This is a genomic window from Croceicoccus sp. Ery5 (assembly GCF_020985325.1).
In the GTDB taxonomy this organism is placed as follows: domain Bacteria; phylum Pseudomonadota; class Alphaproteobacteria; order Sphingomonadales; family Sphingomonadaceae; genus Croceicoccus.
In genome coordinates, this window is record NZ_CP087587.1 from 1,279,936 (window position 1) to 1,295,526 (window position 15,591).

Below are 15,591 nucleotides of genomic sequence, written 5' to 3' on the forward strand. Positions count from 1 at the left end.
GTCTCATATTACAAGCGATGGACGTTCGCGCCCGAGGCGTGCCGGAATTTCGGCCAGGCTGCTTGCGGCAAACGAAAGGTCGTTCAGTGCTTTTCGGGCGTCTTTATCGTGCAACCACGCACGGGCCTCATACCGCTCCAGATAAATCCGCAATGTCGCACCCCCCGTTCCCGTGCCGGAGAGTCGGTAGACGATGCGAGAGCCGTCTTCGAGCAGGACCCTGATGCCCTGGCGTTCGGCCACGCTGCGGTCGACCGGATCGGTATAGCTGAAATCGTCGGCCATGCTGACTATCGACCCGGCGAGCCGCTTGCCAGCCATGTCGCCGACCTGATCGCGCAAGGCGTCCATCAGCGAGTTCGCCGCGGCGGCGTCCACAGCTTCATAGTCGTGCCGCGCATAGAAATGACGCCCGTAGCGATCCCAATGATCCTTAATGATGCGGTGTACAGGCATGCCGCGAACGGCGATGATCGTGAGCCAGAACAACACCGCCCACAGGCCATCCTTTTCCCGGACATGGTCAGACCCGGTCCCGAAACTTTCTTCGCCGCACAGCGTGATCCTGCCGGTGTCGAGCAAATTGCCGAAAAACTTCCACCCGGTCGGCGTTTCGAAACAGGGAATGCCGAGCTCTTGCGCGACACGGTCGAGCGCGCGGCTCGTCGGCATGGAGCGCGCGACGCCGGCGAGACCGCCGCTGTAGCCCGGGGCGACATGCGCATTTGCCGCCAGCACGGCGAGACTGTCGCTTGGCGTCACGAACATTTTGCGACCCAGGATCATGTTGCGATCCCCGTCGCCATCCGAGGCGGCAGCAAAATTCACGGCGTCCTGCCCAAACATGAAGTCGACCAGGCTCCGGCTCCGCACAAGATTGGGGTCCGGTTTCGCCCCGCCAAAATCCGGCAAGGGCTTTCCATTGATGACGGTTCCGACCGGCGCACCGAGGCGCTCCTCGAGGATTGCTCGCGCATAAGGTCCGGTGATCGCGTGCATCGCGTCGAACCGCATTTTGAAACTGGTGCTCGTCAGCAATTCGGCAAGGCGCTCGAAATCGAACAGCGTCTCCATAAGTTCCGCGTAGTCCGACACCGGATCCACCACCTCGACCTCGGTCTCACCAAGCGAGACCTTGCCCAATCGATCAATGTCGATGTCGGGCTCGTCCACGAAGCGATAGGCGGCTATCCGTTTGCTGCGTGCGTAGATGGACTGGGACAGCGCTTCCGAGGCGGGACCCCCGGTGGAAGAATTGTACTTTATCCCGAAATCGCCCTCAGGCCCGCCGGGGTTATGACTGGCCGAGAATATCAGCCCGCCATCGGCACCGCGCTTACGGATAAGATGTGAGGCGGCCGGGGTCGAAAGCAGACCTTCGCGCCCAACAACGAGATGCTTGTATCCATTCGCGGCCGCCATCCTGATGGCTATTTGGATCGCCTCGTGATTGTAGAAGCGACCGTCTCCGCCGATGACAAGCGTTCGGTTCGCGCCTCCGCCGACCGTCTCGAAGATCGCCTGCAGGTAGTTTTCGAGATAGTGCTGCTGCCTGAATATAGCGACCGGTTTTCGGAGCCCCGAAGTGCCTGGACGTTGATCATCGTAGGGGCGCGCGGGCATGGTCAGGACATTCATCTGCGATCCTTGTAAAGCGGCGTTGAACCTGGAGCGGACAAGCGCTTTCCTGGAGTGCTCGCTTTCACCGCGCTAAAGCCCCGCCAGTGCCAGCATTGCTGACCCGCCTTTTTCAGCCTCGTCGGCGTGCAGGCGCATCATGGCAAAGAGCTCACGGCCCAGCCCTTGTTCTTCCGGCGGCGGCAGAGCACATTCGCGTTGGTTCCATTCTTTCTCGTCAACTAGGGCTTCTATCACGCCGTTATTCCCCGACAGGCGCACCACGTCGCCGTCGCGCAAGCGCGCGAGCGGACCACCAGCATGCGCTTCGGGCCAGACATGGATTGCCGCGGGCACCTTGCCCGAAGCACCCGACATGCGCCCGTCCGAAACAAGCCCGATGCTGAGCCCGCGGTCCTGAAGGACGCCCAAAGCTGGCATGAGCTTATGCAGTTCGGGCATCCCGTTCGCGCGCGGCCCCTGAAAACGCACGACGATCACCATGTCGCGGTCGATCTCCCCCGCCTCGAATGCGCGTAGCACGTGATCCTGGTCCGGGAAGATCCGCACCGGCGCCTCGATTGTCCAGCGTTCGGGGGCGACTGCGCTCGTCTTCATGACACAGCGACCGAGATTGCCGGTGAGGAGCCGGATCCCGCCATCGAGCGAAAACGGCGCCTGAGCGGTTCTCAAAATGCTTTCGTCGCGGCTTTTTGTTGCAGCGCGGCGCCATACAAGTTCATCACCATCCAATGCCGGCTGCATTGCATAGGCGCCAAGATCGTCCTTCCAGACGGTCAGGACATCTGGGTGAAGCAAACCTGCATCGAGGAGTTCGCGGATGACAAAGGCCATTCCGCCTGCCGCTTGGAAGTCGTTCACATCGGCAGCGCCATTCGGATAAATCCGCGCCATGAGCGGAACGACCGTGCCCAACTCCTCAAAATCGCTCCAGTCGATCTCCAGGCCAGCGGCACGGGCGATGGCGGGCAGATGAATGGTGTGGTTGGTCGAGCCGCCGGTTGCGAGCAGGCCCACGGCAGCATTGACGATCGCCTTTTCGTCGATGCAACGCGCTAGCGGACGGTAATCACTGCCTTCAGATCCGATCTCGGCAATCCTGTGCACTGCCGCGCGCGTAAGTTGCTGCCTCAGCTTCGTGCCAGGATTGACAAATGCAGCGCCCGGCACGTGGAGGCCCATCACCTCCATCATCATCTGGTTGGAATTGGCGGTACCGTAAAAGGTGCAGGTGCCGGGGGCGTGATAGGAGGCGCTCTCGGCTTCGAGCAGTTCGTCATGCCCGATCTTTCCTTCGGCGAAGAGCTGGCGGATGCGCGCCTTTTCCCGGTTTGGGAGACCTGATGGCATCGGCCCGGCGGGCACGAGGATCGCAGGCAGATGTCCGAAACGGAGCATGCCGATCAACAAGCCCGGCACGATCTTGTCGCAGATACCGAGCAAGAGTGCGCCTTCGAACATCGCGTGACTGAGCCCAACCGCAGTGGCGAGCGCGATTGTATCGCGGCTGAACAGCGAGAGCTCCATGCCGTCCTGCCCTTGGGTGACGCCATCGCACATCGCCGGTGCGCCGCCCGCAACCTGCGCTGTCGCGCCGACCTCGCGGGCGAAAATCTTGATTTGCTCGGGATAGCGATAATACGGCGCATGCGCGGAGAGCATGTCGTTATAAGCGGTGACCACTCCGATATTAATCGCCTTAGCACCCGCGATGGTCTGCTTGTCCTCGCCCGATGCGGCAAAAGCGTGCGCCAGATTGCTGCATGAAAGCGCGCCGCGGCGCGTGTCGGCATCCCGCTGACGATCAATGAAGGCGAGATAGGCGTCGCGTCGCCGCTTCGAACGGTTGGCAATACGGGCAGTAACGGCTTCGACGACAGGGTTCATGCGCGGTCCCTCCGGGACGTTTGGGGAATGCCAGTAGTCGTGGCGCGCGCTGCCTGACTGTGCATTTCCCTCATTGTTGTTGCTCGCTTTGACGGCGCGACTGGATGAGGATTTGAATGGTCAGCAGGAGGGCCGCTGCAAGGAAGATGGCTGCCGGAAGAGGAATATCGCCGAGCACTCGCGGACCCCGATCGGCCAGCATCAGCGCTGCCGAGGCGAGGTAGCTGCCGAGCGCGGCAATTGCCAAGGCGACCTGCCTGACAGCATGGTCAAGCCCGTTTCCAGGGGCGAGAGATCCGCTCGGATGCCCCGCCGCCCCGGCGGCTTCCCTTTGTAGCCACCCGGCGCCGATTGTGGGCGCCCGCCGGACCAATCGGGCGATTTCCCATTCGAGCCGGGGGGTATGGAGATTGCCGATAGCCGCGCTGCGTCGCTCTGCGAGCAACCGGTTTCCGGTCGCCTGCAGAACAAGCAGCAGGTCCGCCTCGGGGTTGAGCTTACGCAGTGTGCTTTCCGCCGTAAACACAGTGCGGACCAAGGCGGCCAGATGCGGCGGCAAGCTGAGTGTCCTGTGCCCCGACAGGCGTCCGATATCGATCATGGTCTTGGCCAGAGACCATTCCGTAATGGCGGCGCCCTGCAGGTCCGCCAGAATACCGTCAACTCCGCGTGTCATCGTCGCGCGGTCGGCGTCGACCGCAAGGATGCCAAGGTCGACCGCGGCATCGGTGAGCCATTCGGAATCGAGATGGACGAACGCTGTTACAAAACCGAGCAGAGCCTCGCGGGTGCGAACGTCGAGCCTGCCAACGGCTCCGAAATCGTGCACGCACAGACGCCCGTCAGACATAGTCAAAAAATTTCCCGGATGCGGGTCGGCATGAAAGGCACCAAGAACGAAAAACTGTCGCAGATAGAAATCGATGAAAGTCTCGGTGAGCGTATTGTCACGATCGAGCGCTGCGTGCTCATCCAGCGGCGCGCCCATGCTGCGCTCCTGCGTAATGACCAATGTCGTCGACAGTTCATCGACGACATTGGGAATGTATATCGTCTTGGAATCAGCGAAAGCGCGGGCGAACAGGCGAATATTGCGTGCTTCCAGCGTCAGATCGGTTTCTCTGCGCAGATTGTGCGCAAGCTCCTGCGCGACCGCCGCCGCACGATGACGTCTCAGCGCAGGTATGACGTGCTGAAACAGATACACCAAGGCGAGCAGGATACGCATGTCTCTCGCAATTTGCTCGCCCACTCTGGGGCGGAGAACCTTGACAACCACCTCGCGTCCGTCATGCAGCCGCGCCGCGTGGACCTGGGCTACCGATCCCGCAGCCAGAGGGTCCCGCTCAAAACCGGCAAAGACCGTTTTGGTGTCCGCAGCCAATGCCTGTTCGATGATCCTTATTGCTTCGTCGGCAGGGAAAGGAGCGGCCTTGCTTTGCAGCTTCGAGAGGCTCGCGGCCCAGTTCGCATCCAACAGATCGCGCCGCTCGCTCAGCGCCTGTCCGAGCTTGGTGAAGGTCGGGCCGAGATTTTCGAGACGCCGCGTCGTCCTTTGTGGAAGCGTGGTCATGCGCCGACCGAACCCCATCCGATTCAGCATCATTGCGCTCAGCACATCCAGTAGGAGCCGGGTTGCTGCCCACATGATCTGAATTCCCCGGATTATCATAGCCCGCCCTGACCTCTCGCGTCCTCACCATGATTGGACGCTCGAAACGCGGGTGGATTACTGTGCGGGGCTGACCCGAGAAGGAGAACCCGCGCGGCGAAGTTGCTTCACTGACCGAGGGGTATTGCCACCCAAGCTCTGCTCGCCGGTGGCGCCGTTTGTAATCAAGCGCTGCCAAAGGCGTCCATTCTCTACGCATTGACGATATTATTCGTGGCCGCGTCGAGCGGTCGCGTTTGCAAAAACTGGAGCTGGGGAGACCCCATGAAAAATGCGGAAATGATGGCGCAGCTTGTGGGTGGTGCCGGCTTTGTCGCGGCCCTCGACCAGTCCGGCGGCTCGACACCTGCTGCCCTTCAGGCCTTCGGCATCGGCGCGGACCGGTATTCCGGCAAGGATGAGATGTTTGCGCTTATCCATGAATTGCGCGTGCGGATCATGAAAGCCCCATGCATCGATGGGCGAAGGGTGCTTGGCGTCATCCTTTTCGAGCGCACTATGGATGCGCAGATTGACACCGTACCGGTGCCAGAGTTTCTCTGGCGGCGGGGGATCGTGTCCTTCGTCAAGATCGACCAAGGGTTGGAGAAAGACACGGGCGGCGTCCAGCTTATGAAACCCATGCCGGATCTCGAAAGTCTGCTGTCTCGGGCACGCTCAAGGGCCGTTCTTGGCACCAAGATGCGTTCGGTGATCAACGTCGCATCGCACCAGGGGATCGGCGACGTCGTGCGCCAGCAATTCGAGCTGGCCAACCATGTCCTTGACCAGCGACTTGTGCCGATTATCGAACCGGAAGTGAATATCGCAAGTGCAACGCGCGAAGAGTGCGAGAGAATCCTTCTTGCCGAACTCAGCAATGCGCTCGATGGGCAAGCCTATGGCCGCCGTGTGGTACTGAAACTCTCGCTACCGGTTTCGGACGGGCTTTACGCGCCCCTCGTTGCCCATCCCAGCTGCGCGCGGGTGCTCGCCCTTTCGGGTGGGCTCTCCCAGGATGCCGCTTGCGCCGCACTCGAAAGAAACCGCGGGATGATCGCGAGCTTCAGCCGGGCTCTGCTGCAGGATTTGCGGGCACCTATGCAAGATCAGGAATTCAACGACGTGCTCGGGAGCGCCGTCGAGCGCATCTACCGGGCTTCGACAGTCAAGCGTTTGGCCGATCGATAAATCACCAGTCGACCAGGTCGCATGTCCGTTCTGCCTATTCCGCTCTAATGCGCGAGAATCATTGGAATCGGGCTTTGCAGGATCATCTCCTGGGTTACCCCACCGAGTATTGTTTCCCGGATACGCGAGTGCCCATAGGCACCGAGCACGATGTAAGCCGCTCCAAGATCGTTCGCCGCAGCCACCAACGCTTCAGAGATCGATGCATCTTCGGCGGGTTGCCGCCGGGTCTGCGCTTCGATGCCGTGTCGTGCAAGATATTGCGCAAGTTCGTCCGGCGACGAACCTTCTTTGTCCTCGCTGACGGTTACGATGTGGACCTCAGCAGCATCGCGCAAGAGTGATCGGCTCAAGCGAACGGCATGCCCGGCTTCGGCGGATCCATTCCACGCAATGATCGCGTTCCCCCTAGGCGCGAACCGCTTTCCCTCGAGCGGTACGACGAGCGAGGGAGACTGGATATGAACGACGAGATCGGCGGCGAGCGGCGCGGCTCGCGGCAGAACGGCATCTTTCTGCTCAGGCTGACTAATGACCACCAGATCGGCCAGCGTCGCGTGCGCAGCCAGCGCCTGTCCGGCGGAACCCTCGACGCGGCGCCATTCCCACTCAACGCCTTCTTGCGCCAGGCGGCTCTCGATCAATTGGCGGTCTTCATTTTCCGCATCGCGAACCGATTGCAACGCTTCAGGCGAAATATAGCTTGCACCATACGGATCACCGATAAAGACATAGGAATTCCAGCTTGTGGCTTGCAGACAAATGAGGAAGCCCTTGTGATCTCGCACGAGATCGACCGCAGCGGCCAGGCGGCTGTCCTGTCCGGCGTCGCGATTGACGTGCAGCAGCACTGTTTTCATTGTCTCATTCCTTTCCTGCAACCTCGCAGTGTCCGGCAAACCGCCCGGAGCTCCGATGGCGTGTCGCATATCAGGCCAATCTTTTTTGCAGATGCGTTGCGTTCGCCCCCGCGGGACCTGACCCAAAAGGACGCTGGAAGGCCGCGCGACTTACACTTTTCCGCACTTCCTTTCTCTATGGGATGGCTGCCATGTAAGCCTTCGCGCGCCGTTCCGTCCCTAATGGAGGGAAGTGCGCGCAGTTGAGCCGCGACTTCGCACCATTTCTGCAGCAAGGAGCAATAGTCGTATGTCGGTTCCGCAAACCCTCGATGATCTAGGCGAAATCGCTGGCCAAGTCGCGCTGGTCCGGGTCGACTTCAATGTTCCGATCGGAGAAGACGGCGCGGTCGGTGATGATACGCGCTTGCGAGCAAGCTTGCCAACGGTGATGGCGCTCAGAAGGCGCGGCGCGGTGGTCCTCTTGCTTTCGCATCTCGGGCGGCCCAAAGGAAAACCGACCGCGGCATTTTCGCTCGCGCCGGTCGCCCAAGCCTACAGCTCCCTGCTCGGTGACGAGGTTCATTTTCTCGAAGACTGGACAGGCGCGGGAGCGAAGCGCGCGGTTTCCGAGCTGGAGGCGGGCGATGTTGCTCTACTGGAAAACACCCGTTTCTACGCAGGCGAGGAAAGCAACGGTCCCGAGCTTGCAAGCGCGATGGCCGACCTTGCGGATTTTTATGTCAACGATGCGTTCTCGGCCTCGCACCGGGCGCATGCATCGACGGTGGGTGTAGCAAGACTGCTGCCGAGCTATATGGGCCGCGCCCTGCAAGACGAGCTCGGGGCGTTGCAAGAGGCGATCGGGCACGGGCGGGAACCTTCCACCGCGATCATCGGCGGTGCCAAGATCTCGAGCAAGCTCGACGTCCTCGAGCAGCTCAGCACGAAAGTCGATAACCTCATCATTGGCGGAGCGATGGCGAACACCTTTCTCGCTGCGCTGAAGAAGCCAATCGGGAAATCGCTCGCCGAGCGGAATCTCGAGGATGCAGCGCTACGAATTCTGAAGAGTGCCAGTCAGGGAAAGTGCCAGATCCATCTGCCCGAGGATGTCGTGGTAGCCAGGGAACTGACACCGCATCCCGTTTCGCTGCGCACGACCCTGGTCGAAGATGTCGCCGCCGATGAGATGATCCTTGACCTGGGACCCCGCACAGTCGCGAAAACTGTTGACGTGCTGCGAACCTCGCAGCTTCTCATCTGGAATGGCCCGCTCGGTGCATTCGAGACACCTCCTTTCGAGACATCGACTTTCGCGATCGCCCAGGCGGCCGCCGAGCTGACACGAAAGGGATCGCTGATCTCGCTTGCCGGTGGCGGTGACACTCTTGCGGCCCTCAACAAGAGCGGTCTGACTGCGGATCTGACCCACGTGTCGACTGGAGGCGGCGCATTTCTCGAATGGGTCGCCGGCATCGCGCTTCCCGGTCTGCAGGTCCTTACCTGACTGGGCCTTGAGCGGTATCTGGGTTCGGCGCTCTTCCAGCGGGATATATGTCGAAACGGGGCTGCGGCGAACCACTCCCGATCACTGGGTATTGGACCCGCCAAACTCTTGCCGATGCGCCGTTTGGCCCATTGCCCTTAAGTTCAAGCGCAGTCGTTTTTCCAGTTCCAGGGCCGCAAAGAACACCGTGCCTATGGCAAAGAGTAGCACGCCATCGGCAAACGGAACCGGGCGTGTTGCAAAGACCACCTGGAGGGGCGGCGCGTAAGTAATGCCCAATTGCGCGGCGAACACGGCTATCACAGTGAGCCACACCGCCTTGGTGCCCCTTACTGCCGTCCAGGTGAGCGATGATCCATAAATGTTACGTACGTAGAAGAGATAGAAAATTTCCATGATAGCGAGCATGTTGAGCGCGAGCGTACGGGCCAATTCCAGCTCATATTGCTGCTCAATCGCATAAGCGAACACGCCGAAAACCCCAGCGGAAATGAGCAGCGAGGCGAAAATTATCTGCCAGGCCAGGGTGCCGTTCAAGATCGGTTCGGCTCTTGGTCGCGGCGGCCTCAACATCGTATCTTCTTCGGTCGGTTCAAAGGCAAGCGCGATCCCCAGCGTGGTGGCCGTCACCAGATTGATCCAGAGGATTTGAATGGGCGTGATCGGAAGCGTGAGGCCGAGCAGAATCGTGATGATTATGGTCAGCGCTTCGCCGCCATTGGTGGGGAGCGTCCAGCTGATGACCTTCTTGATGTTGTCATAGACTGTCCTTCCTTCCCGAACCGCTGCAGCGATGGAGGCAAAGTCATCGTCAGCGAGGACGATGTCCGCAGCCTCTTTCGCCGCCTCGCTTCCGCTACGCCCCATTGCGATGCCGGCATCGGCCCGTTTCAGCGCGGGCGCATCATTCACGCCGTCCCCTGTCATCGCAATCGTCAGACCGCGCGATTGCAGCGCTTCAACGAGCCGCAGCTTGTGGCCGGGATTTGTTCTGGCGAAAATGTCCGTCTCGAGAACCGCAGCAGCCAGTTCGTGGTCGGTCAGCGCGTCAAGATCGGTGCCAGTGAGCACAAAATCCGGATGTTCGAGACCCACCTGCCTGCCAATGGCGGCTGCGGTGCCGGCATGATCACCCGTAATCATTTTTACCCGGATGCCTGCTGCGCGGCACTCGGCGATCGCGGCGACCGCCGAAGGGCGTGGGGGATCGATGAGACCGACCAGCCCGAGCAAAACGAGTTCGCCCAGGAACTCTGCCGGCGGGAGTTTGTGCTCGGCGGGCCTGGCGACGCGTGTAGCGAGCGCAAGAACGCGCTGTCCCCGCGCACTTAATTCATCGATGCGCATACGCCAGTAATCCCTGTCGAGCTCTACGGCGTCGCCGGTAGCGGAGCGCTGGGAGAGGCACATCGAGAGCACCTGTTCGGGCGCACCTTTTGTGGTGATCAGACCTGGACCATTCCGCTTGTGCTGCAGGGTCGCCATAAAACGGTATCGCGCGTCAAATGGTATGGCATCGCTGCGAAACCATTCCCGCGTCAGGGGCTCCAACGCCCCCCCAGCCTTGATCGCGAGGGCCAGCAGGGCACCCTCCATCGGGTCACCGCTGACGGTCCAGCTTCCTCCAGTCTCGTTGAGCTCCGCGTCGTTGCAAAGCGCCGCGACCAGCGCAAGTTCAGACAGCGCCTCGCTATAAGCAGGGTCATCGGAGGCGTGTTCGTTAGAGATTTCACCTTCAGGTCCGTACCCCTCGCCGGCAATTGAGAATGTCTGGTCGGCGAGTGCGACCGATGCCGCCATCATTTCGTTGCGGGTCAAGGTACCGGTCTTGTCGGTGCAAATAATGGAAACAGAGCCGAGCGTTTCGATTGCGGGCAAGCGCCGCACAATCGCATTCCGCCTTGCCATGGCCTGCACACCGATCGCCAGAGTTATCGTCAGCACCGCAGGCAAACCCTCCGGGATCGCAGAGACCGAAAGGCCGACGATGGCCATGAAGACCTCGGAAAATTCCAGGTTTGCGACATAATAGCCGAAGGCAAGCAGCGTTGCGGCGATCAGGAGGATGAGAAGAGTCAGCCATCTGGCAAAGCCGTTCATTTGCTCCACGAGCGGCGTCGTCAGCGTTCTAACGTCCGCCAGCATTCCGCTTATCCGACCGATCTCGGTTTCTTCGGCAGTCGCGATAACGATGCCCCGTCCTTGACCGGCGGTCACCAATGTACCGCTGAACGCGAGCGATGACCGGTCGCCCAAAGATGCGTCCATTGCGACAGGAGCCGGGCCCTTCTCGACGGGGAGGGACTCGCCGGTCAAGACCGCCTCCTGAGCTTGGAGGCCGTAAGCTTCGACGAGCCTGAGGTCGGCAGGAACGCGGTCGCCAGCTTCGAGCAGCACCAGATCGCCGAGGACAAGCTCTTCGCTGCTGATATCGAGCCGCTTTCCATCGCGTATTACGGCAGCATGCGGCGCGAGCATTTGCTGGATCTTCGTCATTGCCTGCTCAGCCCGTCCTTCTTGGGCAAGGCCGATGACGGCGTTCACGATGACGACCGCGAGGATGACGATCGTGTCGATAAGGTGTCCGAGAACAGACGTGATCGCCGCAGCAACGAGCAGCACATAGATAAGAATATTGTTGAAGTGCGACAGAAAGCGGCGGACGATGCTGGGCTTTTGCACGATGCGCGGCCGGTTAGGTCCGAATGCCCGCAGCCGATCAGCCGCTAGTTCGCTGCAGAGCCCATCCGACGTGGCGCCGAGAATGTCGGCGACATAGTCGGCCTCTTGTGCGTGTGCATTCGAAATTGTTGGCCGGCCCGGTGGATCCGCCGACATGCGAAATCAGTCCGCTGCATTTTTGCTGGAGAAGTTTTCGAAGAACCGCCCGAACTCGACCGGAAAAGGGAACACGATGGTCGAACTCTTTTCGCCGGCGATCGTCCCCAGCGCGCCGAGGTAACGCAATTGCATCGCTTCGGGCCGACTGGAAAGGATTTCGGCCGCTTCGTGGAGCTTCTGCGCTGCCTGCTCTTCGCCTTCGGCGTTGATCACCCGTGCCCGCCGTTCGCGCTCGGCCTCGGCCTGCTTCGCCATGGCCCGAACCATGGTTTCATCGATATCGACATGCTTGATCTCGACGTTGGCAACCTCGATTCCCCATGCGTTGGTGTGCGTGTCGATAATATCCTGAATATCCTTGTTGAGCTTGTCGCGCTCGGCGAGCAGTTCATCGAGTTCGTGCTTCCCAAGCACGGAACGCAAGGTCGTCTGCGCAAGCTGGCTGGTAGCGTCGACGAACTGTTCGACCTGGATGATCGCGCGCTCGGGATCGATAACGCGAAAATAGATGACGGCATTCACGTGCACCGAAACATTGTCCCGCGAAATGAGATCCTGGGTAGGCACATCGAGCACAACGGTTCGCATATCGACCCGCGCGATGGTCTGGATAAAGGGAAAGACAAGGATGAGCCCCGGCCCTTTGACGCCGGTGAATCGACCGAGCGTGAAAAGCACGGCGCGCTCATACTCGCGCAGGATCCTGATGGAGCTCGCTGCAAGCAGCACGGCGATAAATATGGTGCCAAGGATTAGGGTGGAATTGCTTATCATGATGCCCTCCTTTCGAGGTTGCGATCGCCGAGCATTCGGCACGGCCTCGCGCCATCGGCCCGCTCTGGAAAAGACACGAGAAGCGCCCTCCGGATGCCTTTAAGGACGAGCAGCCGACCTGCTGATTACAGTTCCGCTCGACGCGCGCGGGAAGCCGGCATCGCGCGCTATCGAATCCAAGTTCACCGCGATGGCAGGGTTTGATCGCCTGGAATCTTCGAGGATCGCGGCAGCTCTTCATTGTCGAAGAATCCGCAGGTTGCTTGCCTCTTAATCGTAATGTGTCGGCCTGGCTGCCGTCTGATGATGCAAGGCCCAATCACGGCGTCGCACATCATCGCGGCTTCGCATGTCGGCCGGGGCGATCATTCCAAGCACGCTTTCGGAAAGGCTTGCGAGACGACAAAGGGATCAAGAAGTGCACAATTCTGGATGCGAAAACCATCAGAAGCGAAGCGGGAAGCCTCTGCTTGCCCCCCGCGCAAGCGCGGCGTCAGGCTCGCTCATCGCAGCGGCTGTTGCTGTAGCGGCGGCCACACCAGCAGCCGCGCAGACAACAGTCTATGAGAGCGACGATGTCTCCCTAGACGTTGCCGCCGATGCGACGGCTGTTGTCTTCACGCAGAACAATTCCTGGTTCGGCGAGCCGGAAACCAATATCGGGGCTGACACCGACAGCTGGGCAGAACTCGCGTTCGAACCCCAGCTTTACCTGACCGTTCGCAATGTCCTTGGCGGTGAGCTTTCGGCGGGTGTCTCGACCGTCACGACAAAGACCTACGGCGAGAGCGCCGACGGCCTTGCCGTGGGTTTCGACGATCCCGGCGCGACGACGCTCGAGAAACTCTATGTGGGCTGGAAGACCGAGATTGGTCCCAACGACACAATTGAGATCTTCGGCGGTGATTTCGACTACCAGATCGGAACAGGTTTCCTGATCAAGGACGGTGGCCGCGACGGGGGCGACCGCGGAGGTTTCTACCTTGGTGCACGATCGGCCTCGCGCGGCAGCGCCTTGCTCCGCGTCAAGACAGGCGACCTCCTGCTTGAAGGCTTCTATTTAGGCAATAATCCCGGGCGAAGCGGCATTCGTGCACATGTCGTCGGCGCCAATGTCGAGTATGAGCTTGCCGAAGAGGTGTCGATCGGCGCTACCTACATTGAGGTCGCGCATTTCGATGACCCGGTGACCGCTGGCACCGCCGAAAACCTCAAGGCATATGATTTTCGCGGGTCTGCAAAGGTTACCGACCAGCTCACCTTTTCAGGCGAATATGCCGTGCAGAGCGGGGCCGGTTTCTACGACGGCAAAGGGTGGTACCTACAGGGCGACTACGGTTTCGATAGCCTGCCTCTGAACCCGACGCTCACCTACCGCTACGCGGAGGTCACGGGCGACGATCCCGCAACGCTGAAGAATGAGGAATTCATCCCGCTGGCATACGGGTTCACCGATTATGGGCAATGGTACCAGGGCGAGATCACCGGCAACTGGATCTTCGCCAACTCCAACCAAAAAACCCATATGGTAAAGGGAACAGCGACACTCACCGAGAGCCTCGCACTCACCGCATCCTGGCTCAATATCTCACTCGATGAGCCGGGACAGCTGGGCGTCACAGACGCGGCATTCGGCAACGAGTTCGACGTCTTCATCGACTGGCAGGCGACCGATCGCCTGTTTCTGTCCCTCGCTGGCGCGGTTCTAGTGCCTGGCGAGGGAGCGAAGCAGCTCACCGGCGGATCCGGCACCTGGTCGCACGTCATGCTTTACGCTTCGGTTTCTTTCTAGGAGGTATGATCATGTCGGACACTGCCGCTGCGCACGGGTCACCCTCCAGCTCCAGGCGCTTCAAATTTCCCACCGCGTATACAATTCTCTTTGCCCTCATCGCATTGGTCGCCGCGGGCAGCTGGGTCATTCCGGCAGGCCAATATGAGCGGATTGAGAATGCCGAACTGGGGCGCTCGGTCCCGGTCCCCGGAACTTACGAAACCGTAGACGCGAACCCGCAGGGCATATTCGACGTACTGCTGGCGCCGATCGCCGGGTTCTACAATCCCGAAACCTATGAAGCCCAGGCCATCGATGTCGCGCTTTTCGTGATCATCATCGGCGGCTTCCTCGGCGTCGTCACGCGAACCGGGGCGATTGACCGCGCCATCGAACGGTCAATGGGAGCGCTGAAGGGAAGAGAGGTCTGGATGATTCCCATCCTGATGGCAGTGTTTGCCGCCGGTGGGACGACCTACGGCATGGCCGAAGAATCGCTCGCATTTTACGGACTACTTATTCCCGTCATGCTCGCGGCCCGCTTCGACGCCGTCGTTGCGGTTGCGGTCATTCTCCTCGGCGCAGGCGTCGGTGTCCTGGGATCGACCATCAATCCGTTCGCGACGGTCATAGCCGCCAACGCGGCAGGAGTGCCGTTCACCTCCGGACTGGGCCTGCGCGTCTTTATCCTGGTGAGTGGATGGGCGATCTGTTCGGCTTATGTGGTCCGCTACGCGCTCAAGGTGCGTGCCGATCCGTCGAGATCGATCGTTGCCGACGAGAGCGCAGCGATCGCCGCGCGGTTCGCGAGTGACGGCCATGACGCACAGGCGCCGCTGAGCAGAACGCAGGTCCTGACCCTGATCATTTTCGCGGCGACATTCGGTATCATGATCTGGGGCGTCGCCTCACAAGGCTGGTGGATGGACAAGATGTCGGCGCTTTTCATTGCGGCATCGATCCTGGTTGGCGTTGTTGGGTGGATGGGAGAGCAGAAATTCATCGATGCCTTCATGGCCGGCGCGAAAGACTTGCTCGGCGTCGCGCTTATTATCGGAATCGCGCGCGGCATCGTCGTAATCATGGATGCCGGTAAAATGACCGACACCATACTGAACAGCGGAGAGCAGGCCTTGGCGGGCCTAGGCGCGGTTGGTTTCATCAACACCATCTTCGGGATCGAGGTCGGTCTGTCCTTCCTCGTCCCATCATCATCGGGGCTGGCTGTCTTAAGCATGCCGATCCTCGCGCCACTTGCAGATTTCTCCGCGGTCGACCGGGCGCTTGTGGTCACCGCCTACCAGTCGGCGAACGGCCTGGTGAACCTCATCAACCCTACTTTCGCTGTCGTGATGGGCGCGCTCGCCATTGGCGGCGTTCCCTATCAGCGGTGGCTCAAATTCATGTGGCCGCTGCTGCTTATCCTGACGGTGCTGATCATGAGCTCGCTCAGCCTCGCAGCTGCGCTTGGGTAAAACCAAGCTGC

10 protein-coding genes are annotated in these 15,591 nt (G+C 60.5%); 4 read left to right on the plus strand and 6 right to left on the minus strand.

Annotated elements, in window-relative coordinates; translation table 11 throughout:
- Positions 1–3: 3 nt before the first annotated feature.
- The 3 genes from LOZ74_RS05970 to LOZ74_RS05980 form a co-directional block, all read right to left on the minus strand.
- Complete coding sequence (locus LOZ74_RS05970) at positions 4–1,638, minus strand: alpha-D-glucose phosphate-specific phosphoglucomutase (protein WP_230293276.1); 1,635 nt, start codon at positions 1,636–1,638, stop codon at positions 4–6.
- Positions 1,639–1,710: 72 nt separating this feature from the next.
- Positions 1,711–3,525 (minus strand): phosphogluconate dehydratase, encoded by a 1,815-nt coding sequence (gene edd / locus LOZ74_RS05975; RefSeq protein WP_230293277.1) that lies wholly within the window; start codon positions 3,523–3,525, stop codon positions 1,711–1,713.
- A 70-nt stretch (positions 3,526–3,595) separates the two neighbouring features.
- Positions 3,596–5,173 (minus strand): AarF/ABC1/UbiB kinase family protein, encoded by a 1,578-nt coding sequence (locus LOZ74_RS05980; RefSeq protein WP_230293278.1) that lies wholly within the window; start codon positions 5,171–5,173, stop codon positions 3,596–3,598.
- 288 nt (positions 5,174–5,461) lie between these two features.
- Between LOZ74_RS05980 and LOZ74_RS05985 the strand changes: the two genes are divergently transcribed.
- Entirely contained in the window at positions 5,462–6,367 is a 906-nt protein-coding gene (locus LOZ74_RS05985) for a fructose bisphosphate aldolase (RefSeq protein ID WP_230293279.1), read from the plus strand.
- Positions 6,368–6,411: 44 nt separating this feature from the next.
- On the opposite strand, the gene LOZ74_RS05990 is transcribed toward LOZ74_RS05985, so the two are convergent.
- On the minus strand, positions 6,412–7,227 hold the full coding sequence (locus tag LOZ74_RS05990) for a universal stress protein (protein ID WP_230293280.1): 816 nt from the start codon (positions 7,225–7,227) through the stop codon (positions 6,412–6,414).
- Positions 7,228–7,516: 289 nt separating this feature from the next.
- On the opposite strand from LOZ74_RS05990, the gene pgk reads away from it, so the two are divergent.
- Positions 7,517–8,716 carry a phosphoglycerate kinase gene (gene pgk / locus LOZ74_RS05995; protein ID WP_230293281.1) on the plus strand — a complete coding sequence of 400 codons (1,200 nt, stop codon included), beginning with the start codon at positions 7,517–7,519 and terminating at the stop codon, positions 8,714–8,716.
- An 81-nt stretch (positions 8,717–8,797) separates the two neighbouring features.
- Here pgk and LOZ74_RS06000 read toward each other — a convergent pair whose 3' ends face one another.
- Both LOZ74_RS06000 and LOZ74_RS06005 read right to left on the minus strand, forming a co-directional pair.
- On the minus strand, positions 8,798–11,554 hold the full coding sequence (locus tag LOZ74_RS06000; protein ID WP_230293282.1) for an HAD-IC family P-type ATPase: 2,757 nt from the start codon (positions 11,552–11,554) through the stop codon (positions 8,798–8,800).
- A 6-nt stretch (positions 11,555–11,560) separates the two neighbouring features.
- The gene (locus LOZ74_RS06005; RefSeq protein ID WP_230293283.1) at positions 11,561–12,331 is read right to left on the minus strand and encodes a slipin family protein; all 771 of its coding nucleotides are present in this window, start codon (positions 12,329–12,331) and stop codon (positions 11,561–11,563) included.
- Positions 12,332–12,680: 349 nt separating this feature from the next.
- On the opposite strand from LOZ74_RS06005, the gene LOZ74_RS06010 reads away from it, so the two are divergent.
- Both LOZ74_RS06010 and LOZ74_RS06015 read left to right on the plus strand, forming a co-directional pair.
- Positions 12,681–14,123 (plus strand): alginate export family protein, encoded by a 1,443-nt coding sequence (locus tag LOZ74_RS06010; protein WP_230293284.1) that lies wholly within the window; start codon positions 12,681–12,683, stop codon positions 14,121–14,123.
- Between the two features lie 11 nt (positions 14,124–14,134).
- Positions 14,135–15,580 carry a YfcC family protein gene (locus LOZ74_RS06015; protein WP_230293285.1) on the plus strand — a complete coding sequence of 482 codons (1,446 nt, stop codon included), beginning with the start codon at positions 14,135–14,137 and terminating at the stop codon, positions 15,578–15,580.
- Positions 15,581–15,591 lie beyond the last annotated feature (11 nt).

Excerpts from the sequence above, each read along its gene's own strand:
- LOZ74_RS06005 (WP_230293283.1), bottom strand. The coding sequence starts at position 12,331 with ATGATAAGCAATTCCACCCTAATCCTTGGCACCATATTTATCGCCGTG.
- LOZ74_RS05985 (WP_230293279.1), top strand. The coding sequence starts at position 5,462 with ATGAAAAATGCGGAAATGATGGCGCAGCTTGTGGGTGGTGCCGGCTTT.
- LOZ74_RS06000 (WP_230293282.1), bottom strand. The coding sequence starts at position 11,554 with ATGTCGGCGGATCCACCGGGCCGGCCAACAATTTCGAATGCACACGCA.
- LOZ74_RS05990 (WP_230293280.1), bottom strand. The coding sequence starts at position 7,227 with ATGAAAACAGTGCTGCTGCACGTCAATCGCGACGCCGGACAGGACAGC.
- LOZ74_RS06010 (WP_230293284.1), top strand. The coding sequence starts at position 12,681 with ATGTCGGCCGGGGCGATCATTCCAAGCACGCTTTCGGAAAGGCTTGCG.
- LOZ74_RS05970 (WP_230293276.1), bottom strand. The coding sequence starts at position 1,638 with ATGAATGTCCTGACCATGCCCGCGCGCCCCTACGATGATCAACGTCCA.
- LOZ74_RS05980 (WP_230293278.1), bottom strand. The coding sequence starts at position 5,173 with ATGTGGGCAGCAACCCGGCTCCTACTGGATGTGCTGAGCGCAATGATG.
- LOZ74_RS06015 (WP_230293285.1), top strand. The coding sequence starts at position 14,135 with ATGTCGGACACTGCCGCTGCGCACGGGTCACCCTCCAGCTCCAGGCGC.
- pgk (WP_230293281.1), top strand. The coding sequence starts at position 7,517 with ATGTCGGTTCCGCAAACCCTCGATGATCTAGGCGAAATCGCTGGCCAA.
- edd (WP_230293277.1), bottom strand. The coding sequence starts at position 3,525 with ATGAACCCTGTCGTCGAAGCCGTTACTGCCCGTATTGCCAACCGTTCG.